Genomic DNA, 22,302 nt, shown 5'->3' on the forward strand with positions numbered 1-22,302 from the left:
CCGGAGGGGGAGCGCTGGTACGACGACGCGGCCGGGCCGATGGTCCGCCCGTACGCGATGACCGGCGGACGCACCCGGCCCGGCCAGCGGTTCGACCTGATCGCGCTGGTGGTCAGCGACGTCCCCGAGGTCACCCCGGAGCTGCCGGTCGGGCCCGAGCAGGCCGCGATCCTCGAACTCTGCCGCGACAACGCGCTCTCGGTCGCCGAGGTCGCCGCCGAGGTGGACCTGCCGCTCGGCGTCGTCCGGGTGCTGCTCGGCGACCTGCTGGACGCCGGGCACATCCGGGTCAGCCGTCCCGTTCCGCCCGCCCTGCTCCCCGACGAACACATCCTGCAAGAGGTGATCAATGGACTCCGTGCGCTCTGACGCCCCGGGGCTCGCCCTGAAGATCCTGGTGGCCGGCGGCTTCGGGGTCGGCAAGACCACCCTGGTCGGTTCGGTCAGCGAGATCCGGCCGCTGCGCACCGAGGAGCAGCTCACCGCGGCCGGCTCCGCCGTCGACGACCTCGGCGGCGTGGAGCAGAAGACCACCACCACGGTGGCGATGGACTTCGGCCGGATCACCATCCGCGACGGTCTCTCCGTCTACCTGTTCGGCACCCCCGGGCAGGACCGGTTCTGGTTCCTGTGGGACGAGTTGGCGCAGGGCGCGCTCGGTGCGGTGGTGCTCGCCGACACCCGGCGGCTCACCGACTGCTTCCCGGCCGTCGACTTCTTCGAGTGCCGCGGCATCCCGTTCGTGGTCGCGGTCAACCGCTTCGCCGGCACCCGCGACTACCGCCCGGTCGAGGTCTCCCGCGCCCTCGACCTGGACGCCGACACCCCGGTCCTGCTGTGCGACGCCCGGGAGCGCTCCTCGGGCAAGGACGTGCTGGTCAACCTGGTGGAGCACGCCGGCCGGGTGCACGCGGCCCGCCTGCTGGCCGACGTCGGAGGTTAGGCAGCGCGACTGACGGAACCTCAGGGCGCTTCGGCTGTTTCGCATCCGTCCGCCGTCCGTTCGCGCAGCGGTCTCCTCGCCGTGTGCTGCGCTCGGTTGGCTGGCCGCCGACAGCAGCCGAAGGAGTATGGACAACATGTCGATGACCAATGGGCGGCGGGCGGGCGCCGTCCCGGCACTGGGCGCGGCACTCGCGCTGCTCACCGGCTGCGGCGGCAGCACCGGAGCCACCGGTGCGGGCGGCGAGTACACCGTGATGACCTGGGCGCCCTCCGGGACGGGCAGCGCCGACCGGGAGGGCGTCACCGCGCTGGCCGGGGCGATCGGCCGCGCCACCGCCGCCAGGGGCGGGGTCGGCGGCCACCGCCTGCGCGTCCTCACCTGCAACGAGCACGGCACCGCCGACGGGGCCACCGCCTGCGCCCGGCAGGCCGCCGTCGCCCACGCCGTCGCCGTGATCGGCTCGTACAGCGAGTTCGGCGAGTCCTTCATGCCCGTCCTCGAACAGGCCGGCATCCCGTACATCGGCGGCTACGGCATGACCGGCCCGGAGTTCAGCAGCCCGTACTCCTACCCCGTGGCCGGCGGCACCCCCACGCTGATCGCCGGCAGCGGCCGGCAGCTCGTCGCCGCCGGGTGCAGGCAGATCGCCCTGGTCCGCTCCGACACCCGGGCCGGCGACACCCTGGCCCGCTACCTGGCCACCGCCGTCGCGCAGAGCGGCGTGAAGCCGGTCGACGTCAAGGTGCCCGACAAGGACCCCGACTACCCGGCCGTGGTCCGCAAGGCGCTCGGCGAGGACCGGCCCGGCACCTGCGTCTCCAACGCCCTCGCGCCCGACCGCAGCGGCAAACTGCTGGAGGCGTACGGCAAGGCGGCGCCGCGCAACACCCGGTTCGGCTCGGTGATCGGCAGCGTCCAGCAGTCGGCCCTCTCCGCGGGCGGCGCCGCCGCCACCCTGAACGGCAGCTTCGCCACCGGCTGGTACCCGCCGCAGTCCTCCCGGGTCTGGGACGAGCTGCGCACCACCGCCGCCGACGACCGCCGGATCGACACCTCCGACCTCGGCGTGCAGACCACCTGGGTCGCCTACCAGGTCTTCCTCCAGGCCGCCGACCGGCTCCGCGAGGCCGGCACCCCGCTCAGCGCCAAGACGCTGCGCACCCAGCTGGACAGCGGCGACACCCTGGACACCGGCGGCGCCACCCCGCCGCTCACCTGGGGCATGACCGACATGCTGCCCAGCGCCGAGTCGCCCCGGCTGGTGAACACCTGGGTCACCTTCCAGCAGGTCCGCGACGGCCGGCTGACCGAGCAGCAGAGCGGCTTCGTCGACGTCCGCTGGGTCCTGACCGGCGGGAAGCCGCCGCAGTAGGAACGCCGGACGACATGTCCGCCGCGTTGCGCCGCGGTCGGACCTTCCGCTCGTAGGCTGACGAAATGATCGTCCACGAGGACCGCGCGCCGGGCGCGCTCGCCCTGGCCGCCGAGGGCCGCTGGCCGGAGCTGCTCGGCCGGTTCCGGCAGGCCAGGGCGGCCGGTGCGCCGTCCGCCGGGCCGCTCGGCCACCTGCTCGCGTACTTCGCGCCGCCGGAGCTCGCGGCCCGCCTCTTCGACCGCGACGGCGCCCCGGGCACCGCCGCGACCGTCGGGGACCACGACGCCGGGCCGTTCTGGGAGGTGCTGGCGACCCGCCACACGTGGCTGCGGCTCGCCCCGCTGCTGGATCCGGCGCCGGTGCGCCGGCTGGTCGCGCACACCCGGGTGCTGCTCGGCGAGGACCTCGCGCACGGGGTCGAGCCCGATCCCGGGGGCGTCCCGTACGCCCTGGAACCCTGGGAGGCGGCCTGCCGCGAGGGCGTCGGGCCGGTCCGCGAGTACCTGCCCGGCGGCGGGGCCCGGCTGGCGCTGCGGGCGCTGCCCGCCGACCGCGAGGGCCTCGGCCCGGTGGACCTGCCCCGGCCCGGCCCGCTCGCGCCCGAGCTGGCGGCGACCCGTCTGCTGGGCGCGATGGCGCCCTGGGCGTCCGCCGTCTGCGTCCGCGGCGCGGCCCAGCAGGCCGCGGCCCACCTGGCGGACACCGACCGGGTGACCGGCGGCCCGCTCACCTTCCCGGCGGCCTACCCCGCGCTGCTGCAGCTGGCCTCCGGCGGCCCCGGGCACGGCGCCGCGCAGGGCCGGCTCGCGGTGTGGCGGCTGCTCACCGCGATGACCGGCGAGACCGTGCTGGAGCGCGCCGAGGTGGAGGCGCTGGTGGCGCGGCTGCGCTGCTTCACCTGGTGCGAGTCGGACGACGAGCTCTGCTACCTGCACCTGGCGGTCGAGGACCCGGCGACCGGCCTGGCCTGGGCGGTCAGCGGCCAGGCGGCGGTCTGACCGCGCGCCGGCGCCGTAACCGGAAGGGCCCCGGCCCGGCGGCCGCGCTCCGGGGGGTTGGAGACAGACGCGGCGCCGGACCGGGGCGGTCCGTGGGGGCGGGGTCAGCCGGCGGACTTCTCCAGCGACGGCGCCCCCGGCTGCGGCGGCACCCAGGCCGCCGGGCCGTGGCCGGCGTCCACCAGCGTGGTCTCGTCGAACGGCGCCCGCCCGGCCAGCACCTCGGCCATCCGCTCGCGGTCCAGCTCGCGGGTCCAGTGCCCGATCAGCACGGTGGCCACCGCGTTGCCGGCGAAGTTGGTGAGCGCCCGCGCCTCCGACATGAAGCGGTCGATGCCGACGATCAGGCCGACGCCGTCCACCAGCTCCGGCCGGTGCGACTGGAGGCCGCCGGCCAGCGTGGCGAGGCCCGCGCCGGTGACCCCGGCGGCGCCCTTCGAGGCGATCACCATGAAGAGCAGCAGGGAGAGCTGCTGGCCGAGCGACATCGGCTTGTCCAGCGCCTCGGAGACGAAGATCGACGCCATGGTCAGGTAGATCGCGGTGCCGTCCAGGTTGAAGCTGTAGCCGGTCGGAACGGTGATGCCGACCACCGGACGGCTGACGCCCAGGTGCTCCATCTTGGCGATCAGCCGGGGCAGCGCGCTCTCCGAGGAGGAGGTGGAGAGGATCAGCAGGAACTCCCGGCCGAGGTAGCGCAGCAGCGTGAACACGTTGACGCCGGCGACCAGCCGCAGCAGCAGGCCCAGCACCACGACCACGAACAGCACGCAGGTCAGGTAGAAACCGATCATGATCACCGCGAGGCTCTTCAGCGCGGCCGTGCCGGTCGCCCCGACCACCGCCGCCATCGCGCCGAAGGCGCCGAGCGGGGCCACCCACATGATCATCGACATCACCCGGAAGACCAGCCGCTGCAGGTGCTCGACGCCGCGCAGCACCGGCGCGCCCGCCGCTCCCATCGCCTGCAGCGCGAAGCCGGCCAGCAGCGCCACCAGCAGGGTCTGGAGCACCTTGCCCTCGGTCAGCGCGGAGAACGCGGTGGTCGGGATGGTGCCGAGCAGGAAGTCGGCGGTCGAGGTGGCGCCGCCGGCCGCCGCCTGGGCGTGCCCGGACTTGGCCAGCGCGGCGGTCAGGTGCAGCCCGGACCCGGGCTCCAGCAGGTTGCCGACCACCAGGCCGATGCCCAGTGCCACCGTCGACATGGCCAGGAAGTAGCCGAGCGCCAGGCCGCCGACCCGGCCGACCTTCGCCGCCTTGGTGACCGAGCCGACGCCCAGCACGATGGTGCAGAAGATCACCGGGCTGATCATCATCTTGATCAGGTTGACGAAGCCGGTGCCGACCGGCTTCAGCTCCACCGCGAACCCCGGCGCCGCCAGGCCCACCACGATGCCCGCGACCACCGCGACGATCACCGCCAGGTACAGCCGGTGGGTCCGGTCGGTCCGCGCCCGCGGTCTCGTCTCTTCCGTCGTCGCCATGCCAGCGGCTCCTTCGCCCTGCTGTCCCTGCGGCCCCGGGGGGAGGGCCGGCGGCCCGGGTGGTGGGCCGGACACGACTATCCGGGCCGACCGTGACGCGGGTCACGTTTGCGTTCATAGAGTTCACGCCGCCCGGGCCGTCCCGCCGGCGCCCGGGCCAGGCACACTGTCCGGTATGCCCGTCCACCCGAACCCTCCCCGGCGCCGCCGCGTGCTGCGCAGCCTCGCCGGGCAGCTGTTCGCGGTGCAGGTGGTCATCGTCGCCGCCGTGGTCGCCGGCGGCGCGGTCCTCGCGTACCTGTTCACCGCGCACCGCTACGAGGAGTCGGTCCGCCGCCAGGCCACCGCCGTCGCCGTCGCCCTCGCCGACTCCCCGACGGTCCGCACCGCCGCCGCCGGCCCCGACCCGAGCGCCGTCCTCCAGCCGTACGCCGAGCAGGTCCGGATCGACACCGGCGTCGACTTCATCACCGTGATGGACCCGCACGGCATCCGCTGGACCCACCGCGACCCCGCCCAGATCGGCAAGCCGTACGTCGGCCACATCCAGCAGGCGCTCGACGGGCAGGTCTACGCCGAGACCGCCACCGGCACCCTCGGCCCCTCGGTCCGGGTGATCGCCCCGGTCCTCGACGGCGACCGCCGGGTGGTCGGCCTGGTCAGCGCCGGCATCACCCTGCACGCCATCAGCGACCAGCTGCGCACCCCGCTGCTCGCCCTCACCGGCGTCGCCGCGGCCGCCCTGCTGCTCGGCGGCGCCGGCACCTACCTCGCCAACTCCCGGCTGCGGCGGCACACCCACGGCATGGGCGCCGACGAGCTCAGCCACCTGTACGACTACCACCAGGCCACCCTGCACTCCGTCCGCGAGGGCCTGGTCCTGCTGGACGGCGCCCGCCGGGTCGTGCTGTGCAACGACGCCGCCCGCGAACTGCTCGGCCTGGACGGCGACCTGACCGGCGTGCCGGTCGACGCGCTCGGCCTGCCCGGCTCGCTCACCCGGGCACTCACCGCCCCGGCGCCGGTCCGCGACGAGGTCCACCTGACCGCGGAACGCGTCGTCCTGCTCAACACCTCCGCCGTCGGACCCGGCCTCGGCACCGTGGTCACCCTCCGCGACCACACCGAACTCCAGGGCCTCACCGGTGAACTGGACACCGTCCGCGGCTTCGCCGACGCCCTCGCCGCCCAGGCCCACGAGGCCGCCAACCGGCTGCACGCCGTCGTGTCCCTGATCGAACTCGGCCGCCACCAGGACGCGGTGGAGTTCGCCACCGCCGAACTCGCCCTCGCCCAGCGGCTCACCGACAAGGTGGTCGCCGCCGTCGGCGAACCCGTCCTCGCCGCCCTGCTGCTCGGCAAGGCCGCCCAGGCCGCCGAACGCGGCGTCGACCTCGTCCTCACCGAGGACAGCCGGATCGACGACGGCGTCCTCCCCGACCACCTCGCCGCCCGCGACCTGGTCACCCTGCTCGGCAACCTGATCGACAACGCCGTCGACGCCGCGATCGAGAACGCCGCCCGGCACCCCGGCACCCCCGAGGTCACCGTCACCGCCCGCGTCGACGACGGCGACCTGCTGCTCCGGGTCGCCGACACCGGCGCCGGCATCGACCCCGGCGCGGTCGGCGAGGTCTTCCGCCGCGGCTGGACCACCAAGCAGCACGGCCGCGGCCTCGGCCTCGCCCTGGTCGCCCAGACCGCCCGCCGCAACGGCGGCCGGATCGACGTCGCCCGCGACCGCGGCGCCGTCCTCACCGTCCACCTGCCGCTGCGGCGCGCGGCGCACACCGCGGAGGTCCCCCGATGATCCCCGGGCAGCGCGGCGGGGCGGGGGAGGGCGCCATCTCCGTGCTGGTGGTCGAGGACGATCCGGTCGCGGCGGCCGCGCACGCGCTCTACGTGCAGCGCGCCCCGGGCTTCCACGCCTTCGCGACCGTGCACAGCTGCGGCGAGGCCCTGCGCACCCTGGAGCGCGCCCGCGCCGCCGGCACCCCCGTCGACCTGATCCTGCTCGACCTGTACCTCCCCGACGGCCACGGCCTCCAGCTCTGCCGCACCCTGCGCGCCGCCGGCCACGGCGCCGACATCATCGCCGTCACCTCCGCCCGCGACCTGGCGATGGTCCGGCAGGCCGTCTCCGCCGGGGTGGTGCAGTACCTGCTCAAGCCGTTCAGCGGTGCCGCGCTCGGCGACCGCCTGGAGCGCTACGCCCAGTACCGCGCCCAACTCGCCCGCACCGGCGACGCCACCGGTCAGGACGAGGTCGACCAGGCCCTCGCGCTGCTCCGCACCCCCGAGCGCAGCGCCCTCCCCAAGGGCCTGTCCGCGCCCACCCTGGACACCGTCGCGGGGGTGCTCCGGGCCGCGGAGTCCGGCCTGTCCGCCGCGGCCGTCGGCGCGGCGGCGGGCGTCTCCCGGATCACCGCCCGCCGCTACCTGGAGCACCTGGTGGACAGCGGCCTCGCCGCCCGCGAACCCCAGTACGGCCAGGTCGGCCGGCCCGAGCTCTCCTACCGCTGGCGCGAACGGCGCCCCTGATCAGACGCGGGTGGCGACGGCCAGGAAACGGGTGTCCCGGTCCGTGTAGGAGTCCAGGCGCCAGCCGGCGGAGGCCAGCAGCGGACGGAGGTTGGGCTCCGCCCGCAGGTCGTCCGGGGTGAGCCGGCGACCGTGCCGGGCGGCGAGGGCCGCGCGGCCGACCGGGTGGTAGAGCGCGAGCCGGCCGCCGGTCCGGGTGGCCCGGGCCAGTTCGCGCAACCCCCGTGCGGGGCCCGGCAGGTGGGAGATCAGACCGGCGCCGAACACCAGGTCCAGCGCGCCGTCGCGCAGCGGCAGCCGCCCGCAGTCGCCCGCGACCAGCGCCGCGTCACCGGCGTGCCGGGCGGCCCGGGCGAGCATCTCGGGCGTGAGGTCGAGCCCGAGCACGGTGCCCGCCCCGCCGACGGCGGCCCGCAGCAGCGGCAGCGCCCGGCCGGTGCCGCAGCCGGCGTCCAGCACCACCGCGCCGTCCAGCGGCCCGAGTTCGGCGATCGCGGCGGCGTACCGCGGCCCGTCGTCCGGGAACTTGGCGTCCCAGCCGGCGGCCCGGGCCGCGAAGAAGGCGCGAGTGGCGGCCAGTTCGGCTTCGTAGGACATGATCCTCAGCCTAGGCCCTCGCTGCCGGATCCCGTCGGGCGGCCGCGACGGCCGCAGGCCGGTCCTCCGGTCAGAGGCCGCGGTCGGGGGCGCTCATGTCGCCGGTGGCGGGGATGCCGTCGGCGAGGCCGTAGCGGAGGAGGACGGTGCCGCTGGGGGCGGCGGCCGGCGGTTCGAGGAGGGTGAGGTTGGTGGGGACGGCGCCGCCGTCGAAGAGCTTCTTGCCGACGCCGAGGACGATCGGGTGGATCCAGAGGTCGAGGCGGTCGAAGAGCTTCTCGCGCAGCAGGGTCTGCACCAGGTCGAGGCTGCCGACCACCTTGATGTTCCGGTGCCGGTCGCGGATCTCCCGCACCGCGGCGGCGAGGTCGGGCCCGAGCCGGGTGGAGCCGGCCCACGGCAGGTCGGGCGTGCCGCGGGAGGCGACGTACTTGGGGATGCCGTTGAAGAGGGTGGCGATGTCGCCGTCCTCGCCGCCCTTCTGGTGCGGCCAGTAGGCGGCGAAGATGTCGTACGTCCGCCGGCCGAGCAGCAGGGCGTCGGTGCCCTCGTACGCGGCGCCGATCTGCGCGCCGGTGACCTCGTCCAGCAGGGGCGCCTGCCAGCCGCCGAACGGGAACCCCTCCGGGTCCTCGTCGGGGCCGCCGGGTGCCTGCCCGACGAGGTCGAGGGTCGCGAACATCTCGATGTGGATGAGGCCCATGCTGTGCTCCCGCTGGGTGGGTCGTCCCGGTCCGGCAGTCCGTCCTCACGATAGGGGGCCGTGACCCCCGGGGCGGTGGCTCGTTTGTCCCGGTGGGCGGGTTGTCACTCGTACGGGTGGTCTTCGGCGGTGGAGCCGGCCGGGCCGATCATGGGCGGTAAAGTTAGGCTTACCTAAGTCAAGGGAGAGCCCTGCTGTGACCCTCACCGTCGGCACCGCCACGCCGGCCCCCGCCGGCGACGCGATCCTGCGCCGCCAGCGCATCCGCGAGTCGGCCGCCCGCACCTACGCCCGGTCGTTCCCGATCGTGCCGGTCCGGGCCAACGGCATGACGGTGGAGGGCGCCGACGGCCGCCGCTACCTGGACTGCCTCTCCGGCGCGGGCACCCTCGCCCTCGGTCACAACCACCCGGTGGTGCTGGAGGCGATCCGCCGCACCCTGGACAGCGGCGCACCCCTCCACCTGCTCGACCTGGCGACCGCCGAGAAGGACGACTTCACCACCGCCCTGCTGGAGAGCCTCCCCGCCGGCTTCGCCGAGCGGGCCCGGATCCACTTCTGCGGCCCCGCCGGCACCGACGCGGTGGAGGCCGCGCTCAAGCTGATGCAGACCGCCACCGGCCGGCGCGGCGCGCTCGCCTTCACCGGCGCGTACCACGGCATGACCGCCGGCGCCCTCGCCGTCACCGGCAGCGTCGCGGTCAAGGAGCCGCTGCCCAGCGGCGGCGAGGTCACCCGGCTGCCGTTCCCGTACTCCTACCGCTGCCCGTTCGGGGTCGGCGGCGAGCGCGGCGCCGAGCTCTCCGCCGCGTACACCGAGCGGCTGCTCGACGACCCCTCCGGCGGGGTGCTGCCGCCCGCCGCGATGATCGTCGAGGCGGTGCAGGGCGAGGGCGGCGTCGTCCCCGCCCCCGACGGCTGGCTGCGCGAGATGCGGCGGATCACCACCGAGCGCGGCATCCCGCTGATCCTCGACGAGGTGCAGACCGGCGTCGGCCGGACGGGCGCGATGTGGGCCGTCGAGCACAGCGGTGTGGTGCCCGACGCGATGGTCCTGTCCAAGGCGATCGGCGGCAGCCTGCCGCTCGCCGTGGTGGTCTACCGCGAGGAGTACGACGGCTGGCGGCCCGGCGCGCACACCGGCACCTTCCGCGGCAACACCCTCGCCATGGCGGCCGGCGCGGCGACGCTGCGCTTCGTCGCCGCCAACGGGCTGGTGGCGCGCGCGGAGACGGTCGGCGCCCGGATGGCCGCCCGCCTGGACGGCGCGCGCGGCCGGCTGCCGGTGATCGGCGACGTCCGCGGCCGCGGCCTGATGCTGGGCGTCGAGCTGGTCGACCCCGCGGCCGAGCCCGACAGCTGCGGCGCCCTGCCGCCGGACCCGCGGCTCGCCGTCCGGGTGCGGGAGGCCTGCCTCGCCCGCGGCCTGATCGTCGAGCTCGGCGGGCGCCACGACGCGGTGCTGCGCCTGCTCCCACCGCTCACCATCACCGACGAGCAGACGGAGGCCGTCCTGGACCGCCTCTGCGACGCGATCGCCGCGGCATGAGCGGCGACGGCGCGCACGGGACCGAGGGGCCGCGAGGGCGGCCGGGCGGGCGGCCCTCGCAGCACGTCCGCCGCGCTCCGGGGCCGGTCGCGCCCGGCGGGCCCGCGGGCCCGCGGCGCCCCGCGCTCGCGACGCCCGCGGCGCTGGGCCCGCTGCTCGACACCGTGCTGGCCGCGCTCGCCGCCGGTGCGGCGCGGCGCGGCGGGCCGATCGTCGCGGGCGAGCCCGCCGCGGTCACCGCGCTGGTCCGGGAGGCGATGGCGGCCGCCCCGGGCCCCGAAGCGCTGGCGCGGTTCACCGAGCTGCTCGCGTACGGCGGCGCCGACCCCGCCGACCCGGCGTGCGCCGCGCACCTGCACTGCCCACCGCTGGCCGTCGCCGCCGCCGCCGACCTGGCGGTCAGCGCGCTCAACCCGTCGCAGGACTCCTGGGACCAGGCGCCCGCCGCGACCGCGCTGGAGACCGGGCTGCTGGCCGAGTTGGCGGCGCTGGTCGGCTTCGACCCGGCCCGCTCGGCGGGGGTGCTGACCTCGGGCGGTACGGAGTCCAACCTGATGGGCCTGATGCTGGCGCGGGACCAGCGGCTCGGCCCGGACGTGGAGTCGGTAGGCGTCCCGGCCGCCGCCCGGCCGCGGGTCCTCGCCTCCGCGGCGGCGCACTTCTCCGTGCAGCGCGCGGCCGCGCTGCTCGGCCTCGGTGAACGCGCCGTGCTCCCGGTCGCCGTCGACCGGACGCTGCGGATGGACCCTGCGGCGCTCGCCGAGGCACTGGAGGGGGTCCGGCGGCGCGGCGAGACGCCGGTCGCGGTGGTGGCCACCGCCGGCACCACCGACACCGGGGCGGTCGACCCGCTGCCGGAGGCGGCCGAGCTGGCGGCCCGGTACGGCGCCTGGCTGCACGTGGACGCGGCGTACGGCGGTGGCGCGCTGCTCTCGGACCGGCTGGCGCCGCTGCTCGACGGCGTCGCCGCCGCGGACTCGGTCTCGCTCGACTGGCACAAGCTGGGCTGGCAGCCCGCCGCCGCCGGGGTGTTCCTGGTCCGTGACCGGGCCGCCTACGCCTCGCTGGCCCGCCGCGCCGTGTACCTGAACCCGGCCGACGACGAGGAGGCCGGCTATCCGAGCCTGCTGGGCCTGTCGCTGCGCACCACCCGCCGACCGGACGCGTTCAAGCTGGCGGTCACCCTGCGCACGCTGGGCCGTGCCGGGCTCGGCGAGCTGGTCGACCGCTGCCACGACCTGGCGCACGCCGCCGCGGCGCTGGTAGCCGCCGAGCCGTCGCTGGAGTTGCACTGCGACCCGGTGCTGACCAGCGTGGTCTTCCGCTTCCTGCCGGAGCGGCGCGCGGACGCCGACCGGGTCAACGCCGAGCTCCGCCGTGAGCTGCTGCGCTCCGGCCGGGCGGTGGTGGGCCGCACCGAGCTCCCGGGCGAGGGGCCCGGCCGGGTGCGGCTGAAGCTGACCCTGCTCAACCCGCACACCACGCCCGCCGACCTGGCCGCCCTGCTGGCCGCGGTGGTGGGGACGGGCCGCCGGGTGGCCGGATCGTCCTAGCCGAATCGCCCTTCCGGGCAAGAGGATCGGAGGAATGTACACTGGCCGTGAATGCTGACGGCCATTCACCGGAATGCTCCGTCCAGGGTCCGTGAACATACATTCTTCCGCCTGTCCACGTGTTTTCGGCCGTGTGCGGGCGGAATTCCGCCATCTCCTCTTCCGGACTTGCGGATTCAGCCGCGTTCGGCGGTAACTTCTCGTAGTCGCCGCCACACCGGGAGCACTCGGCTCCCAGGGACTAGCGGCGCGAGGGAGCTCCGTCCATGCGTGATCGCATGACTGCTGGGCAGCCCTAGCACCCCCAGGACCTCGTCCTCCTTCTCCCCGCCCGCACCCCGGGCGGTTCCCGCCGTCTGCCCCCGGCCCGTCCCATCCCGACGGCCCGGCGCCGTGCGACGGCTGCGGTGAATCCCCTTTCCTCTGTACTCAGTTCTGCTACGCGGAGGCCGCGGCATGAGCGAAACGCTCCTGAGCACCACATTCAGCATGTTCGAGGCGGAACCGTTCTCCGAGCGCTGCCGGGCGGTGTTCGACCGGGCAGACCACCTGTTGATCGGCGTGAGTCCGGGAAACAGCTATTTCACTTCTCGGCGGATCGCCGAACTCGTCGTCTGGGGACGCGAGTTCTTCGATGCCGTCGACATCGTCTACGCCGATCTGCACGTGGACGCCCAGTACGCGGCGTCCGGCTACCCGCCCGAACAGGCCGAGCGGCGGGCCGCCAAGGAGGTGAAGGCCACCCGGAGACGGATCCGCACCGCGGTGGCCGAGGCGGCGTGCAGCCGGGTCGGGGTGCACGGGCTCTCCGAGTTCCAGGACCGGCCCGCCTACCGGGAGTTGCACCGCGAGGTGCTGCACGCACTGGCCGTCGACCCGGTGCTGCGGGCGGCGACGGAGGGTATGGCCGGGGCCTTCCTGCGGTCCCGGCCGGCCGGGGCCGACGGACCCGACGCCGGGCAGCTGGCCGCCGGGGTCGAGTACATCGCCGCCGAGCTGCCGTTCTTCCTGGACACCCCGGCGCTGCTCGGCGTGGCCTCGTCCGTCTCCTGCTACCACGTCGAACTGCCGCTCACCCCGGTGCTGTTCGGCCGTTCCGAGGGCCTGCGCGCGGTGCCCGCCCAGGGGTACGCGGTGGTCCGTCCGGCCGCCGTCCCGCAGACCGCCGCCGCTGCCTGACCGACCCGCCCCAGCGTTCCGAACCAAGGAGAGACCCCCGAATGACCGCGGTACAGCCCGAGTTCACGTTCCCGCTCGACCGGCGCGGCGACGTGCTCCCGGAGGAGGTGGACCTGCTGCGGGAGAAGCACCCGGTGGCCAGGGTCCGCACCATGACCGGCGACGAGGCGTGGCTGGTGAGCAACTACGCGCTGGCCAAGCAGGTGCTGGAGGACGAGCGCTTCAGCCTCAAGGACACCGCCAACCCGGGGGTGCCGCGCCAGTACGCGCTGACCATCCCGCCGGAGGTGGTCGACAACATGGGCAACATCAACAGCGCCGGCCTGCGCGACGCCGTGATGAAGACCCTCTCGCCGCGCGCCGACCGCGAGTTGGCGGGCTGGTTGGAGGCGCAGGCGCACCGGCTGATCGACGACCTGGTCGCCCAGGGCGCCCCCGGCGAGCTGCGCGACGGCTTCACCGAGCCGTACTCGGCCGCGCTGCACTGCCGGCTGCTCGGCATCCCCACCGACGACTGGCGCCGGCTGATGGCCGGCATCGACGTCGCGTTCATCACCAGCCCGAAGCCCTTCGAGGGCTCGACCCCGAACTGGTACAAGGATCTCGGCTACATGGTCGAGCAGCTGAACGCGGAGCCCACCCAGGGCCTGCTCGGCCGGTTCGCCGAACTGCGCCGCTCGCCGGACGCCGCGGACCGGGTGAGCGACGAACTGCTGGCCACCGTCGCCCTGTCGCTGTTCGGCGCGGGCGCGGTCTCCACCTCCTCGTTCCTGCTGCACGCCATCATCCACCTGGTGGAGCGGCCCGAGCTCGCCGAGCGGATCCGCCGCGAGCCGCAGGTGATCGGCCGGGCGGTGGACGAGCTGCTGCGCTACAACCTGTCGATCGGCGACGCGCTGCCCCGGATCGCGCTCGCCGACGTGCGGCTGGGCGAGGTGGAGGTGGAGCGGGGCGAGCTGGTGCTGGTGCTGATCGAGGGCGCCAACAACGACCCGGAGGTCTTCCCGCACCCGGAGCGGATCGACTTCGACCGGGAGTCCAACCCGCACCTGGCGTTCGGCGGCGGCCGGCACTTCTGCCCGGCCTCGGCGCTGGGCCGCACCCATGCGGAGATCGCCATCACCGCGCTGGTCGAGCGGCTGCCCGAGCTGCGGCTCGCCCTCCCGGTGGAGCAGCTGGCCTGGCGCCCGGGCTTCATCAAGCGCCTGCCGGAGCGCCTGCCGGTGGTCTGGTAGGGCCCGCGGGCAGCGACCACCGGCGGGTCCTCGGCCTCCGGCCCGGCGGCCGCCACCGACGGTACGCTTCGCGCCGGAAGCCGGAAGCCGGAAGCCGGAAGCCGGAAGCCGGAAGCCGGAAGCCGGAAGCCCGACGGCTCCCGCCTCCGGCAGGGAGGCGCTCCGGGGCCCGCGGGGATCCCCGCCTGCGGGCGTGAGCCCGGGGACGGCGGCCTACGCGGGGGAGTCGCCGTCCAGCAGGATGCGGTGGATCCGCTCCCACTGCTCCGGGTCGGCGGCGACCAGCAGGCCCTCCTGGCAACCGGGGGCCTCGGGCCGGTAGGGGAGGCCGTCCAGCCGGGCGGAGCGGCCGCCGGCCTCGCTGACCAGCAGCGAGCCGGGCGCGTGGTCCCACGGCAGGGTGCGCCAGTACAGGATGAAGTCCTGCTCGCCGACGGTGATCAGCGGGTACTCGATCCCGGCCGAGCTGCGGCCGGGATCGAGGTGGTCGAAGGCCCGGGCGTTGGCCCGCAGCCGGTGGTGGGCCGCCGGGTCGAGGAAGCGGGACTTCAGGACGCCGCGCCACTTCTCCGGCTCCGCGGCGGGCGGCGGGCAGGTCAGCCGGTGGCCGTCGCGCCAGGCGCCGGCGCCGAGCTCGGCGCTGTACGCCGTCCCGGTGACCGGCTGCCAGATCCAGGACGCCACGGTCTGCCCGGCGCGGACCAGCGCGGCCATCACCGCGAAGTCCGGGCGGCCGGCCACGAAGTTCGAGGTGCCGTCCACCGGGTCGACCAGCCAGACGGCGGGCTCGGTGTGCAGGGAGCGGGCCAGCTCGGGGTCGGCGGAGACCGCCTCTTCGCCGACCACCGGCACCGGGAGCAGTTCGCGCAGCCGACGGGAGATGATCTGCTCGGCCTCACGGTCGGCGACCGTGACCACCTCGCCGGGCGCCTTCTCCATCACCTCGCCGGCGGCCAGCGCCCGGAACCTGGGTTCCACCGCCTCCGCCGACGCCTCGGCGAGGATCTCCGCCACCTTCTCCATCAGCACGCGCCCGCTCCCTTCCGCTGGTACCACTCTCGCACGTCCGTGCGGGCGGTCGCGCAGTGGACGGCGCGCTGAGCAGCGGTTACCGGGGGTCGGCGGGGTCCAGATAGTGGAACGCCGGGCGCGGGTGCATCAGGAACTCGTGGTGCGAGATGTTCCAGGCGTAGGCGCCGGCCATCGCGAAGAGCAGCCGGTCGCCGGCCCGCAGTGCGGCGACCGGGGTGCGGGCGGCGAGCACGTCCTTGGGGGTGCACAGCTGGCCGGAGACGGTGACCGGGGCGTCGGTGGCGCCGGGACGGGGCCACGGGTGCGGCCAGTGGTCGACGGGCAGCACCGTGAAGGGCTGGGAGTGGCCGCGGGTGGCCGGGGTGCGCAGGTGGTGGGTGCCGCCGCGGACCACCGCGAAGTCCTCGCCGTGGCTGCGCTTCACGTCGAGCACCTCGGTGGCGTACCAGCCGCAGTACGCGGTGAGGGCGCGGCCGGGTTCGATCCGCAGGGTCAGGCCGGGGTGCGGGGCCAGCAGCTTGCCGAGGCCCTCGCCGAACCGGGCCCAGTCGAAGCGGGCGTCCGGGTCGTCGTAGTCGACGGCCATCCCGCCGCCGACGTTGACCTCGTGCAGCGGGAGGCGGTGGCGGGCGGCCAGCTCGGTAGACCAGGTGACGATCCGCTCGGCGAGGCGCAGCTGCTCGTCGGCGGGCAGGCCGCTGGCCAGGTGGGCGTGGATGCCGCGCAGCCGCAGGTGCTCGAAGCCGGGGGAGGCCAGCAGGGCGAGGCAGGCCTCGATCCGGTCGGGGTCCATGCCGAACGGGGTCGGGCGGCCGCCCATGGCCAGCGCGACGCCGGCGAGCGCGCCGTCGCCGACCGGGAGGTTGGCGCGGAGCAGGACGTCCACGGGCCGGTCGGCGGTGGCGGCGGCCGCGGCGAGCGCGTGCAGCTCCCGCTCGCTCTCCACGTGCCAGCGCCGGACGGCGGGCAGCCGCAGTGCGGCGGCGATCTCCTCGGGCGTCTTGCCGGGGCCGCCGAAGGCCAGCGGCGCGTCCGGGACGGTGGCGTGGACGTGCGCCAACTCGCCGCCGGAGGAAACCTCGTAGCCGTCCACCAGGCCGCTGAGCGCGGTCAGCACCGGCGCCTCGGGGTTGGCCTTGGCGGCGTAGTACAGCTCGACCCGGTCGGGCAGGGCGGCGCGGACCGCGGCCGCGTGGGAGCGCAGCGCCGCGAGGTCGTACAGGTACGCCGGCAGTTCGGCCAGCTCGGCCGCTGCGGTCGGGACGGTCACGCGTACTCCTTGGCGGGTGCGGCGGCGGGTGCGGCGGTGGGGGCGGCCGGTGCGGGGACGGCTGCGGTCGCCGGGAGCGGGGCGCAGGCTCCGGCGGGCAGGGACAGCGGGGAGGCCAGCGGGACGTAGCCCGCCTCGCGGTCCGGGCGGCGGGTCCAGCGGGTGAGCAGGTTGGCCTTCGCGGGGAGCGGGACGCCTGCCAGCAGGGCGGCCAGCCGGGGCGGGCAGCCGTGGGCGTCGGCGTACGCGCCGAGCGCCGCGCCGACCTCCTCCCAGAGCCCGGCCTCCAGCTCGGGGTGCCGGTCGGCGAGGGCGGCGAGCAGTTCGGCGAGGTGGTTGACGAGCAGGCAGTAGACCACGCGGTCCCAGCCGCGCTGCGCGTCGTAGGTCATCGGCCCGGCGACGTCGGCGGGCAGGGCGGCGAGCAGGGCGGCGTTGTGCTCGGGGAGCAGCTTGGTGCCCTCCAGGTCGCGGAAGAGCACCTGGGCGGGGCGGCCGTCGGCGTCCACGCAGACCAGGACGTTCTGCAGGTGAGGTTCCAGGACGATGCCGTGGTCGAAGTAGGCGGCGAGCACGGGCGGGACGACCAGCCGCAGGTAGGCGGCCCACCAGGCGCGGGCGGCCGCGGCGTCGCGGTCGCCGAGCAGCGCGGAGACCTGTGCGGGGCTGGTCGGGTACTCGTCGGCGACGGCGGCGGCGAGCAGCGGGGTGAGGCCGGGTCGGACGACCTCGTCCAGGCCCTCCCGGACGATCAGCCCGAAGCCCTCGAACAGCGAGGTGTCGGGCGTGCCGTCGGCGCCGGGCAGCGCCAGGGTGCGGAAGGCGGGCTCGCGCAGCATCGCCGCGTCGGGGAAGCGCCCGGCCAGGTCGGCGAGCGGCCCGGCGAGCAGCCGGGTCAGGGTGACGGCGCCGGTGAGCTCGTACGCGGAGTTCTTCCGCAGGCAGTTGGTGATCCGCACGTTGAGGCTGAACTTGAGGAACGCGCCCTCGCCGTACAGGGTGCGCACCGAGGCGGTGGCCGCGTACGGGGTGCCGCCCTCGCCGAGGTCGAGGACGTCGCCGCGGTCCAGGGCGGCGCGCAGCAGCGGGTGGTCGGCCAGCAGCCGGTACTGCCAGGGGTGGGCCGGCAGCAGGGTGTAGCCGTCGGGGACGGTGCGCAGGGCGTCCAGGTGGGCGAGCGCGGCCGGGTCGGCGGTGTCCTGGGCGATGTACTCGGTGCGGACGGCGAGGTGCCGCAGCCGGAACGCGGCGCGCGCCTCGGGCGCGTAGTCGGACCAGGAGCCGCGGGCGGCGGAGCGGGACTTGGGCGCCGGGTGGAAGCGGTGGCCGAAGAGCAGGGCCTGCTCGGACTCCAGGTACGGGTCGCCGCCGTCGGCCGGGCGGGCGGCCAGCGCGGATTCGACGCCGTGGTGGCTGGAGGCGACCTGGTCGAGGAACTCCTCGTTGGCCACGCCGGTGCGCAGGGTGAGCTCCGCGCGGACGTGCTCGGCGAGCTCGCGCCAGGCCAGCTCCCGCCAGCCGTCCGGGGTCCGCTCGCAGACCGGGCCGGTGAAGCGGTGCGCGCCGAGCAGCGAGGTGCGGCGCAGCGCGACCCGCAGCAGCGCGCCGCGGCGGGGGAGGCGCAGCAGCAGGGTGCCGTCGGCGACGGCGGTCTGGTGCTCGGGTGCGGAGACCTCGCGGAGCAGGCAGTTCAGCAGGGTGTGGGCGACGGCGTGGTCGGCGGTGGGCAGGGCGTCCGGGCCCGCCGCCGTGGGATGGCGGTCGGTCTGCGTGGTCGTCATCGGGGGCTCCAGCGGGTCAGGAGGACGAGTGCGGCGGCGAGCGCGGCCGCGGCGGTGCCGGCGAGCACGGGGGCGGTCGGGCCGAAGGCGCCGTTGACCAGGGCGGCGGCGGCACCGGCGGCGACCGCGCCGCCCTTGGAGACCAGCTCCAGGGTGCCGAACATCCGCCCCGGGGCCCGTCCTTCGGCGGCGGCCGCAGCGAGGACCGACAGGCAGACCAGGCCGAGGGTGAGGCCGGCGCCGAGGGCCGTGCGGGCGAGCACGAAGGCGGGCAGCGAGTGGGCGGCGCCGTGCCCGGCGAGGCCGAGGCCGACCAGCGCGAAGGCGGCGAACAGGCCGGTGCGCGGGCGGTGGTGGAACAGGTGGTGGATGCGGCCGGCGGTGAGCAGGTACACCAGGTGCGGCAGGGCGAAGAGCACGCCGGAGACCGTGCCGGAGACGCCGGGCAACTGCTGCTCGACCAGGGCGATCAGGTAGGGGAAGGAGACGATGGTGGCGAAGACGAAGGCGAACTCGAAGAGGTAGAGCAGGCGCAGCTGCTTCGCCGGGGCGGCCGCCGGGCCGGTGGCCGCGGCCTGGCCGGGCGGCTGCTCGGGCTCCGGGAGGAAGGCGAGCAGGGCGGCGGCGGCCAGCGGCAGCACGGCCATCAGCAGGTACTGCCGGTGCGGCGGCATCCACGGGGAGAGCGCGCCGACCAGGATCGGCGCGGCGACCAGCGAGGCGCGGGCGCTGCCCTGCATCAGGGTGAGCGCGCGGGAGAGGTCGGAGCCGCGCAGCGCGGCGCCGAGGTAGCCGTTGGTGGCGGCGAAGGTGCCGCCGAGGAAGCCCTGGAGGACCAGTGCGACGGTGAATCCGGCCAGCGAGTCGGCCGCGCCCGCCAGCAGGAAGGAGACGGTGAGCCCGAGTTGGGCGCGCAGCAGCAGCCGCTTGCGGCCGAAGCGGTCCGCCAGCCGCCCCCAGAACGGGGCGCCGAGCGCGCTGAACACGGTCGGCACGATGTACAGCAGCCCGGCCCAGTGCCCCTCGCGGTCGCCCAGGGTGGGCAGGATCTCGGTCAGGTACGGCGGCAGGCCGAGCGCGGCGAACGAGGCGACGAAGTAGCAGGCGGCCACCGCGTGCACCTGGCGGCGGTCCAGCCCGGTGGGCCGGCCCGCGGCGAGGGTGCCGCGCTCCAGCGCCCCGGTGCTCACGACCGCCCCGCGCGGAGCAGGTAGTTGGGCCCGTCGGTGTAGTGCTTGTTGATGTCGGTGGCGCCGGAGCGGTCCTTGGCCAGCAGGGTGCCGGCGGTCACCATCGCCTTGACCGGCAGCCGTTCGGCCTCCAGCAGGTCGCGGCGGAGCGCGGCGCCGTCCTCGCCGAGCCGGTCGACCGCCGCGGTGAGGGTGTCGCGCAGCAGCCCGAGGCCGTCCTCCAGCGGGAGGCGTCCGTGCTCGGCGAGGCCGAAGGCGAGGGCGGCGGTGCACAGGTGGCCGGTGATGGTGGTGAACAGGTCGGTGAGCGCCCGGTCCCCGTCGCCGAAGATCCGCTCGTCGTCGAACAGGTCGCGGTAGGGGGCGAGGCCGCCGAGCCGGGTCAGGTTGATCCGGGGGCCGTCGTTGTCCTTGTACAGCAGGCGCAGCCGGGTCCGGCCGCGGTGGGTGTCGAGCACCAGCGAGGTGTTCTGCTGGTGCGACTCCAGCGCGATGCCGTACCCGAACAGCGTGGTCTGCCAGTCCAGCAGCAGCTCCAGCAGCTCGCGGTACAGCTCGCGGACGGAGCCGGCCCAGAAGCGGTCGGCGAGGTGGTCGACGACCAGCCGGCCGCCGGGTGCCGGGGCGAGCAGCGCGGCCAGTGGGACGGTGACCGCGTCGCCCAGGCCGGCCGGGTAGCGGCGGAGCAGGACGGCCAGCAGTTCGTCGCCGGCGGCCTGCGCGTGGCACTGCTCGTCGGCGTGCAGGACGCGCCCGGCGAAGCGGGGTTCGCGCTCCAGCACGGCCTGCAGCAGGAGCTGGCCGGCGGCGCCGTCGGTGAGCGTGCCGGGCTTGATGGTGCGCCGGTTGCGCATCCCGAGGGTGGCGGTGGCCAGCGGCAGCTTGAGGTGGATCGAGGGCTCGTGGGCGACCGCGACGGTGCGCATCGACAGGGTCGGCAGCACCTCCAGGTACGGCTCGTCGATCAGGACCGCGCCGGGCAGGTCCGGCAGGTGGTCGACGGTCAGCGGGTGCACCGGGATGGTCAGGAACGGCCCGTCCACGCCGAGCTGCCGGGCGCTGGGCCACCAGGCGGGGAGTGGCGACACGCCGTGCACGTCCAGCTCGCCGACCGGCACGGCCAGCCAGCGCAGCTCGAACGACGGGTGGAACTCCGGTGCGTACGACCGCAGTTGCTCGTCGCTGAGGCCGGATCGGCCGCGCGCGGTCGGGTACACCGGGTGGTCGAGGTAGGCGGCGAGGGTGTCGAAGGCGAGCGAGGAGCCGAGGCCGGTCCACCGGGCCGGGTCCTTGCCGTGGGCCTCGGCGAGCCGGCCGTGCACCGCGTCCCGGACGCTCTCGTGCAGCTCCATGGTGGCCAGGGTCTGCCGGCACTCCTCGGCGAAGGCCAGGTGGCCGGCGCGATCCAGCGGGTCGGCGTCCGCGGCCAGCCGCATCAGGATCTCCGGGAGCTCGCCCAGCTCCTCGCCGTCGGCCTCCAGCAGCGGCAGCCGGACGGCGTCCTCGCACTGGAAGCCCTCGGCCGCCACCGGCAGGGCGAACCGGCCGCTGCGCAGCCACCGCCCGTCGGCCCGCAGCTCCTCGACGGCGCCGGTGCGCAGGCCCAGCACGTCCTCGCGCAGCAGGGCGGAGAGCACCCGCAGGGTCAGCCGCTCGGCCGGGGTCACGGGGTGATCTCCCAGCGGTTGGCGGCGACGAACCCGGCGACGGCCGCGTCCGCCGCCTGCTGGTTCGGGCCGATCGCCCAGACCACGCCCAGGTAGTCGCGGTTGGTCCGGTAGTGCTCGTGGGTCTCGCCGACCGCGCGGGCGGGCCGGTAGGAGAGGGTGACGCCGTCGGCCTCGCTGTCGTACGGGCCGGGGGCGGCGGTGAGGGTGCCGGCCCGGTCGGCGAGGACCGCCTGGTTGCGGGCCCGGCGGTCGGTGCGCAGGCCGAGGTCGGCGGGCAGCCGCTCGCCGAGGTGGGCGCGCAGCACCAGTTCGAAGAGCGGGATGTCGAGGATCTTCGCCAGCATCAGGTCGCACTGGTCGCCGATGGCGCGGTAGTTGACCTCGATGAGCCGGGCCCGGCCGTCCGGCTGGACGACGAACTCGGTGTGGCAGGCGCCGAGTCCGACGCCGAGCGCGTCGAGCTGGGCGAGCACCTGCGCGGTGACGTCCTGCGGGTGGGCCGGGACGTAGGTGAGGACCTCCTCGATGAAGTCCGGCGGCGGGGAGATCCTGGTCCGGAAGCCGCCGAGGACGTGCCGGGTGTGCCCGTCCCCGAGGGTCTCCAGGGTGTGCAGCTCGCCGGCCAGGAACTCCTCCACCACCAGCGTGGCCCCCGCCCGCCGGGCGCGGATCTCCGCGCAGCGGCCGGCGAGTTCGGCGGCGTCGGCGACCAGCGAGACGTCCTCGCTGGCCACCCCCTCGCGCGGCTTGACCACGCAGGGGAAGGGCACATCCAGCCCGGCCGGGTCCGCGCCGGGCGGCAGCTCGGCGGAGCGGACCACGTCCAGGCCGGTCAGCGCCAGGTGGCGGCGCAGCAGGCCCTTGTCCTTGGCGCGCAGCGCGGCCTTCCAGTCCTTGGCGGGCAGCCCGAAGTACTCGGCGGCCAGCGCGGTCTGCGTCTGCAGGTGGTCGCTGTTGCTGAACACGGCGTCGGGGGCCGCCAGTTGCGAGACGGTACTGATCACCGCGCGGAAGTCGCGGACCTCGCACTCGACCAGCTCCGGTCTGAACTCCCGGCCGGCGTAGGCCCGGCGGTGGTCCTCGACGCTGTCGGTCAGCACCGTGACGTCGAGGCCGAGCTTCGCCGCCGCCGGCAGGAAGCCGTCGGTGACCGAGTCGGTCGGGTTCAGGGCGAGCAGGTAGAGCCGCATGGTGATCAG

19 protein-coding genes are annotated in these 22,302 nt (G+C 75.5%); 10 read left to right on the plus strand and 9 right to left on the minus strand.

Annotation, left to right across the window (positions count from 1 at the left end; all coding sequences use genetic code 11):
- The first annotated feature begins 39 nt into the window (after positions 1 to 39).
- The 4 genes from ABEB06_RS28825 (at position 40) to ABEB06_RS28840 (ending at position 3,319) form a co-directional block, all read left to right on the plus strand.
- On the plus strand, positions 40 to 369 hold the full coding sequence (locus ABEB06_RS28825) for a DUF742 domain-containing protein (RefSeq protein ID WP_345702026.1): 330 nt from the start codon (positions 40 to 42) through the stop codon (positions 367 to 369).
- Positions 350 to 943 carry a GTP-binding protein gene (locus ABEB06_RS28830; RefSeq protein ID WP_345699815.1) on the plus strand — a complete coding sequence of 198 codons (594 nt, stop codon included), beginning with the start codon at positions 350 to 352 and terminating at the stop codon, positions 941 to 943. The genes ABEB06_RS28825 and ABEB06_RS28830 overlap by 20 nt, the downstream gene beginning before the upstream one ends.
- A gap of 136 nt (positions 944 to 1,079) precedes the next feature.
- Positions 1,080 to 2,318: an ABC transporter substrate-binding protein gene (locus tag ABEB06_RS28835; RefSeq protein WP_345699816.1), complete on the plus strand. Its 1,239-nt coding sequence runs from the start codon at positions 1,080 to 1,082 to the stop codon at positions 2,316 to 2,318.
- A 65-nt stretch (positions 2,319 to 2,383) separates the two neighbouring features.
- The gene (locus ABEB06_RS28840; RefSeq protein WP_345699817.1) at positions 2,384 to 3,319 is read left to right on the plus strand and encodes a serine/threonine-protein kinase; all 936 of its coding nucleotides are present in this window, start codon (positions 2,384 to 2,386) and stop codon (positions 3,317 to 3,319) included.
- Between the two features lie 104 nt (positions 3,320 to 3,423).
- On the opposite strand, the gene ABEB06_RS28845 is transcribed toward ABEB06_RS28840, so the two are convergent.
- Complete coding sequence (locus tag ABEB06_RS28845; protein WP_345699818.1) at positions 3,424 to 4,803, minus strand: cation:dicarboxylate symporter family transporter; 1,380 nt, start codon at positions 4,801 to 4,803, stop codon at positions 3,424 to 3,426.
- A gap of 175 nt (positions 4,804 to 4,978) precedes the next feature.
- Between ABEB06_RS28845 and ABEB06_RS28850 the strand changes: the two genes are divergently transcribed.
- Both ABEB06_RS28850 and ABEB06_RS28855 read left to right on the plus strand, forming a co-directional pair.
- Positions 4,979 to 6,613, plus strand: a complete 1,635-nt coding sequence (locus ABEB06_RS28850; RefSeq protein ID WP_345699819.1) for a sensor histidine kinase — start codon at positions 4,979 to 4,981, stop codon at positions 6,611 to 6,613.
- Positions 6,610 to 7,344: a response regulator gene (locus ABEB06_RS28855; RefSeq protein WP_345699820.1), complete on the plus strand. Its 735-nt coding sequence runs from the start codon at positions 6,610 to 6,612 to the stop codon at positions 7,342 to 7,344. The genes ABEB06_RS28850 and ABEB06_RS28855 overlap by 4 nt, the downstream gene beginning before the upstream one ends.
- Here ABEB06_RS28855 and ABEB06_RS28860 read toward each other — a convergent pair whose 3' ends face one another.
- Entirely contained in the window at positions 7,345 to 7,941 is a 597-nt protein-coding gene (locus tag ABEB06_RS28860; protein WP_345699821.1) for a class I SAM-dependent methyltransferase, read from the minus strand.
- Positions 7,942 to 8,011: 70 nt separating this feature from the next.
- Positions 8,012 to 8,644, minus strand: coding sequence for a dihydrofolate reductase family protein (locus ABEB06_RS28865; RefSeq protein ID WP_345699822.1), 633 nt, complete (start codon positions 8,642 to 8,644; stop codon positions 8,012 to 8,014).
- Positions 8,645 to 8,840: 196 nt separating this feature from the next.
- Here ABEB06_RS28865 and ABEB06_RS28870 point away from each other — a divergent pair, with 196 nt between their 5' ends.
- The 4 genes from ABEB06_RS28870 (at position 8,841) to ABEB06_RS28885 (ending at position 14,160) form a co-directional block, all read left to right on the plus strand.
- The gene (locus ABEB06_RS28870) at positions 8,841 to 10,193 is read left to right on the plus strand and encodes a diaminobutyrate--2-oxoglutarate transaminase family protein (protein WP_345699823.1); all 1,353 of its coding nucleotides are present in this window, start codon (positions 8,841 to 8,843) and stop codon (positions 10,191 to 10,193) included.
- Entirely contained in the window at positions 10,190 to 11,746 is a 1,557-nt protein-coding gene (locus ABEB06_RS28875) for a pyridoxal phosphate-dependent decarboxylase family protein (protein ID WP_345699824.1), read from the plus strand. The genes ABEB06_RS28870 and ABEB06_RS28875 overlap by 4 nt, the downstream gene beginning before the upstream one ends.
- Positions 11,747 to 12,202: 456 nt before the next feature.
- Complete coding sequence (locus ABEB06_RS28880) at positions 12,203 to 12,925, plus strand: tRNA-dependent cyclodipeptide synthase (protein WP_345699825.1); 723 nt, start codon at positions 12,203 to 12,205, stop codon at positions 12,923 to 12,925.
- Positions 12,926 to 12,966: 41 nt separating this feature from the next.
- Positions 12,967 to 14,160: a cytochrome P450 gene (locus tag ABEB06_RS28885; RefSeq protein WP_345699826.1), complete on the plus strand. Its 1,194-nt coding sequence runs from the start codon at positions 12,967 to 12,969 to the stop codon at positions 14,158 to 14,160.
- Positions 14,161 to 14,373: 213 nt separating this feature from the next.
- Here ABEB06_RS28885 and ABEB06_RS28890 read toward each other — a convergent pair whose 3' ends face one another.
- The 6 genes from ABEB06_RS28890 to ABEB06_RS28915 all read right to left on the minus strand — a co-directional run bounded on the left by ABEB06_RS28890 (position 14,374) and on the right by ABEB06_RS28915 (position 22,293).
- A complete protein-coding gene (locus ABEB06_RS28890) occupies positions 14,374 to 15,183 on the minus strand; it encodes an inositol monophosphatase family protein (protein ID WP_345702027.1) in 810 nt (269 codons plus the stop codon).
- A gap of 85 nt (positions 15,184 to 15,268) precedes the next feature.
- On the minus strand, positions 15,269 to 16,462 hold the full coding sequence (locus ABEB06_RS28895; RefSeq protein WP_345699827.1) for a type III PLP-dependent enzyme: 1,194 nt from the start codon (positions 16,460 to 16,462) through the stop codon (positions 15,269 to 15,271).
- Positions 16,459 to 18,243, minus strand: coding sequence for an IucA/IucC family protein (locus ABEB06_RS28900; protein ID WP_345699828.1), 1,785 nt, complete (start codon positions 18,241 to 18,243; stop codon positions 16,459 to 16,461). The genes ABEB06_RS28895 and ABEB06_RS28900 overlap by 4 nt, the downstream gene beginning before the upstream one ends.
- Positions 18,240 to 19,433 (minus strand): MFS transporter, encoded by a 1,194-nt coding sequence (locus tag ABEB06_RS28905; protein WP_345699829.1) that lies wholly within the window; start codon positions 19,431 to 19,433, stop codon positions 18,240 to 18,242. Before ABEB06_RS28905 ends, ABEB06_RS28900 begins: the two co-directional genes overlap by 4 nt.
- Positions 19,430 to 21,100: an IucA/IucC family protein gene (locus ABEB06_RS28910; RefSeq protein ID WP_345699830.1), complete on the minus strand. Its 1,671-nt coding sequence runs from the start codon at positions 21,098 to 21,100 to the stop codon at positions 19,430 to 19,432. The genes ABEB06_RS28905 and ABEB06_RS28910 overlap by 4 nt, the downstream gene beginning before the upstream one ends.
- Positions 21,097 to 22,293, minus strand: coding sequence for an ATP-grasp domain-containing protein (locus ABEB06_RS28915; protein WP_345699831.1), 1,197 nt, complete (start codon positions 22,291 to 22,293; stop codon positions 21,097 to 21,099). Before ABEB06_RS28915 ends, ABEB06_RS28910 begins: the two co-directional genes overlap by 4 nt.
- Between the last annotated feature and the right edge of the window lie 9 nt (positions 22,294 to 22,302).

The organism is Kitasatospora terrestris, assembly GCF_039542905.1.
Taxonomy (GTDB): Bacteria; Actinomycetota; Actinomycetes; order Streptomycetales; family Streptomycetaceae; genus Kitasatospora; species Kitasatospora terrestris.

What these genes read in the sequence shown, in the direction of transcription:
- ABEB06_RS28890 (WP_345702027.1), bottom strand. Translation starts at nt 15,183, where the DNA reads ATGGAGAAGGTGGCGGAGATCCTCGCCGAGGCGTCGGCGGAGGCGGTG.
- ABEB06_RS28875 (WP_345699824.1), top strand. Translation starts at nt 10,190, where the DNA reads ATGAGCGGCGACGGCGCGCACGGGACCGAGGGGCCGCGAGGGCGGCCG.
- ABEB06_RS28880 (WP_345699825.1), top strand. Translation starts at nt 12,203, where the DNA reads ATGAGCGAAACGCTCCTGAGCACCACATTCAGCATGTTCGAGGCGGAA.
- ABEB06_RS28860 (WP_345699821.1), bottom strand. Translation starts at nt 7,941, where the DNA reads ATGTCCTACGAAGCCGAACTGGCCGCCACTCGCGCCTTCTTCGCGGCC.
- ABEB06_RS28865 (WP_345699822.1), bottom strand. Translation starts at nt 8,644, where the DNA reads ATGGGCCTCATCCACATCGAGATGTTCGCGACCCTCGACCTCGTCGGG.
- ABEB06_RS28835 (WP_345699816.1), top strand. Translation starts at nt 1,080, where the DNA reads ATGTCGATGACCAATGGGCGGCGGGCGGGCGCCGTCCCGGCACTGGGC.
- ABEB06_RS28840 (WP_345699817.1), top strand. Translation starts at nt 2,384, where the DNA reads ATGATCGTCCACGAGGACCGCGCGCCGGGCGCGCTCGCCCTGGCCGCC.
- ABEB06_RS28900 (WP_345699828.1), bottom strand. Translation starts at nt 18,243, where the DNA reads ATGACGACCACGCAGACCGACCGCCATCCCACGGCGGCGGGCCCGGAC.
- ABEB06_RS28915 (WP_345699831.1), bottom strand. Translation starts at nt 22,293, where the DNA reads ATGCGGCTCTACCTGCTCGCCCTGAACCCGACCGACTCGGTCACCGAC.
- ABEB06_RS28830 (WP_345699815.1), top strand. Translation starts at nt 350, where the DNA reads ATGGACTCCGTGCGCTCTGACGCCCCGGGGCTCGCCCTGAAGATCCTG.
- ABEB06_RS28845 (WP_345699818.1), bottom strand. Translation starts at nt 4,803, where the DNA reads ATGGCGACGACGGAAGAGACGAGACCGCGGGCGCGGACCGACCGGACC.
- ABEB06_RS28825 (WP_345702026.1), top strand. Translation starts at nt 40, where the DNA reads ATGGTCCGCCCGTACGCGATGACCGGCGGACGCACCCGGCCCGGCCAG.
- ABEB06_RS28850 (WP_345699819.1), top strand. Translation starts at nt 4,979, where the DNA reads ATGCCCGTCCACCCGAACCCTCCCCGGCGCCGCCGCGTGCTGCGCAGC.
- ABEB06_RS28885 (WP_345699826.1), top strand. Translation starts at nt 12,967, where the DNA reads ATGACCGCGGTACAGCCCGAGTTCACGTTCCCGCTCGACCGGCGCGGC.
- ABEB06_RS28855 (WP_345699820.1), top strand. Translation starts at nt 6,610, where the DNA reads ATGATCCCCGGGCAGCGCGGCGGGGCGGGGGAGGGCGCCATCTCCGTG.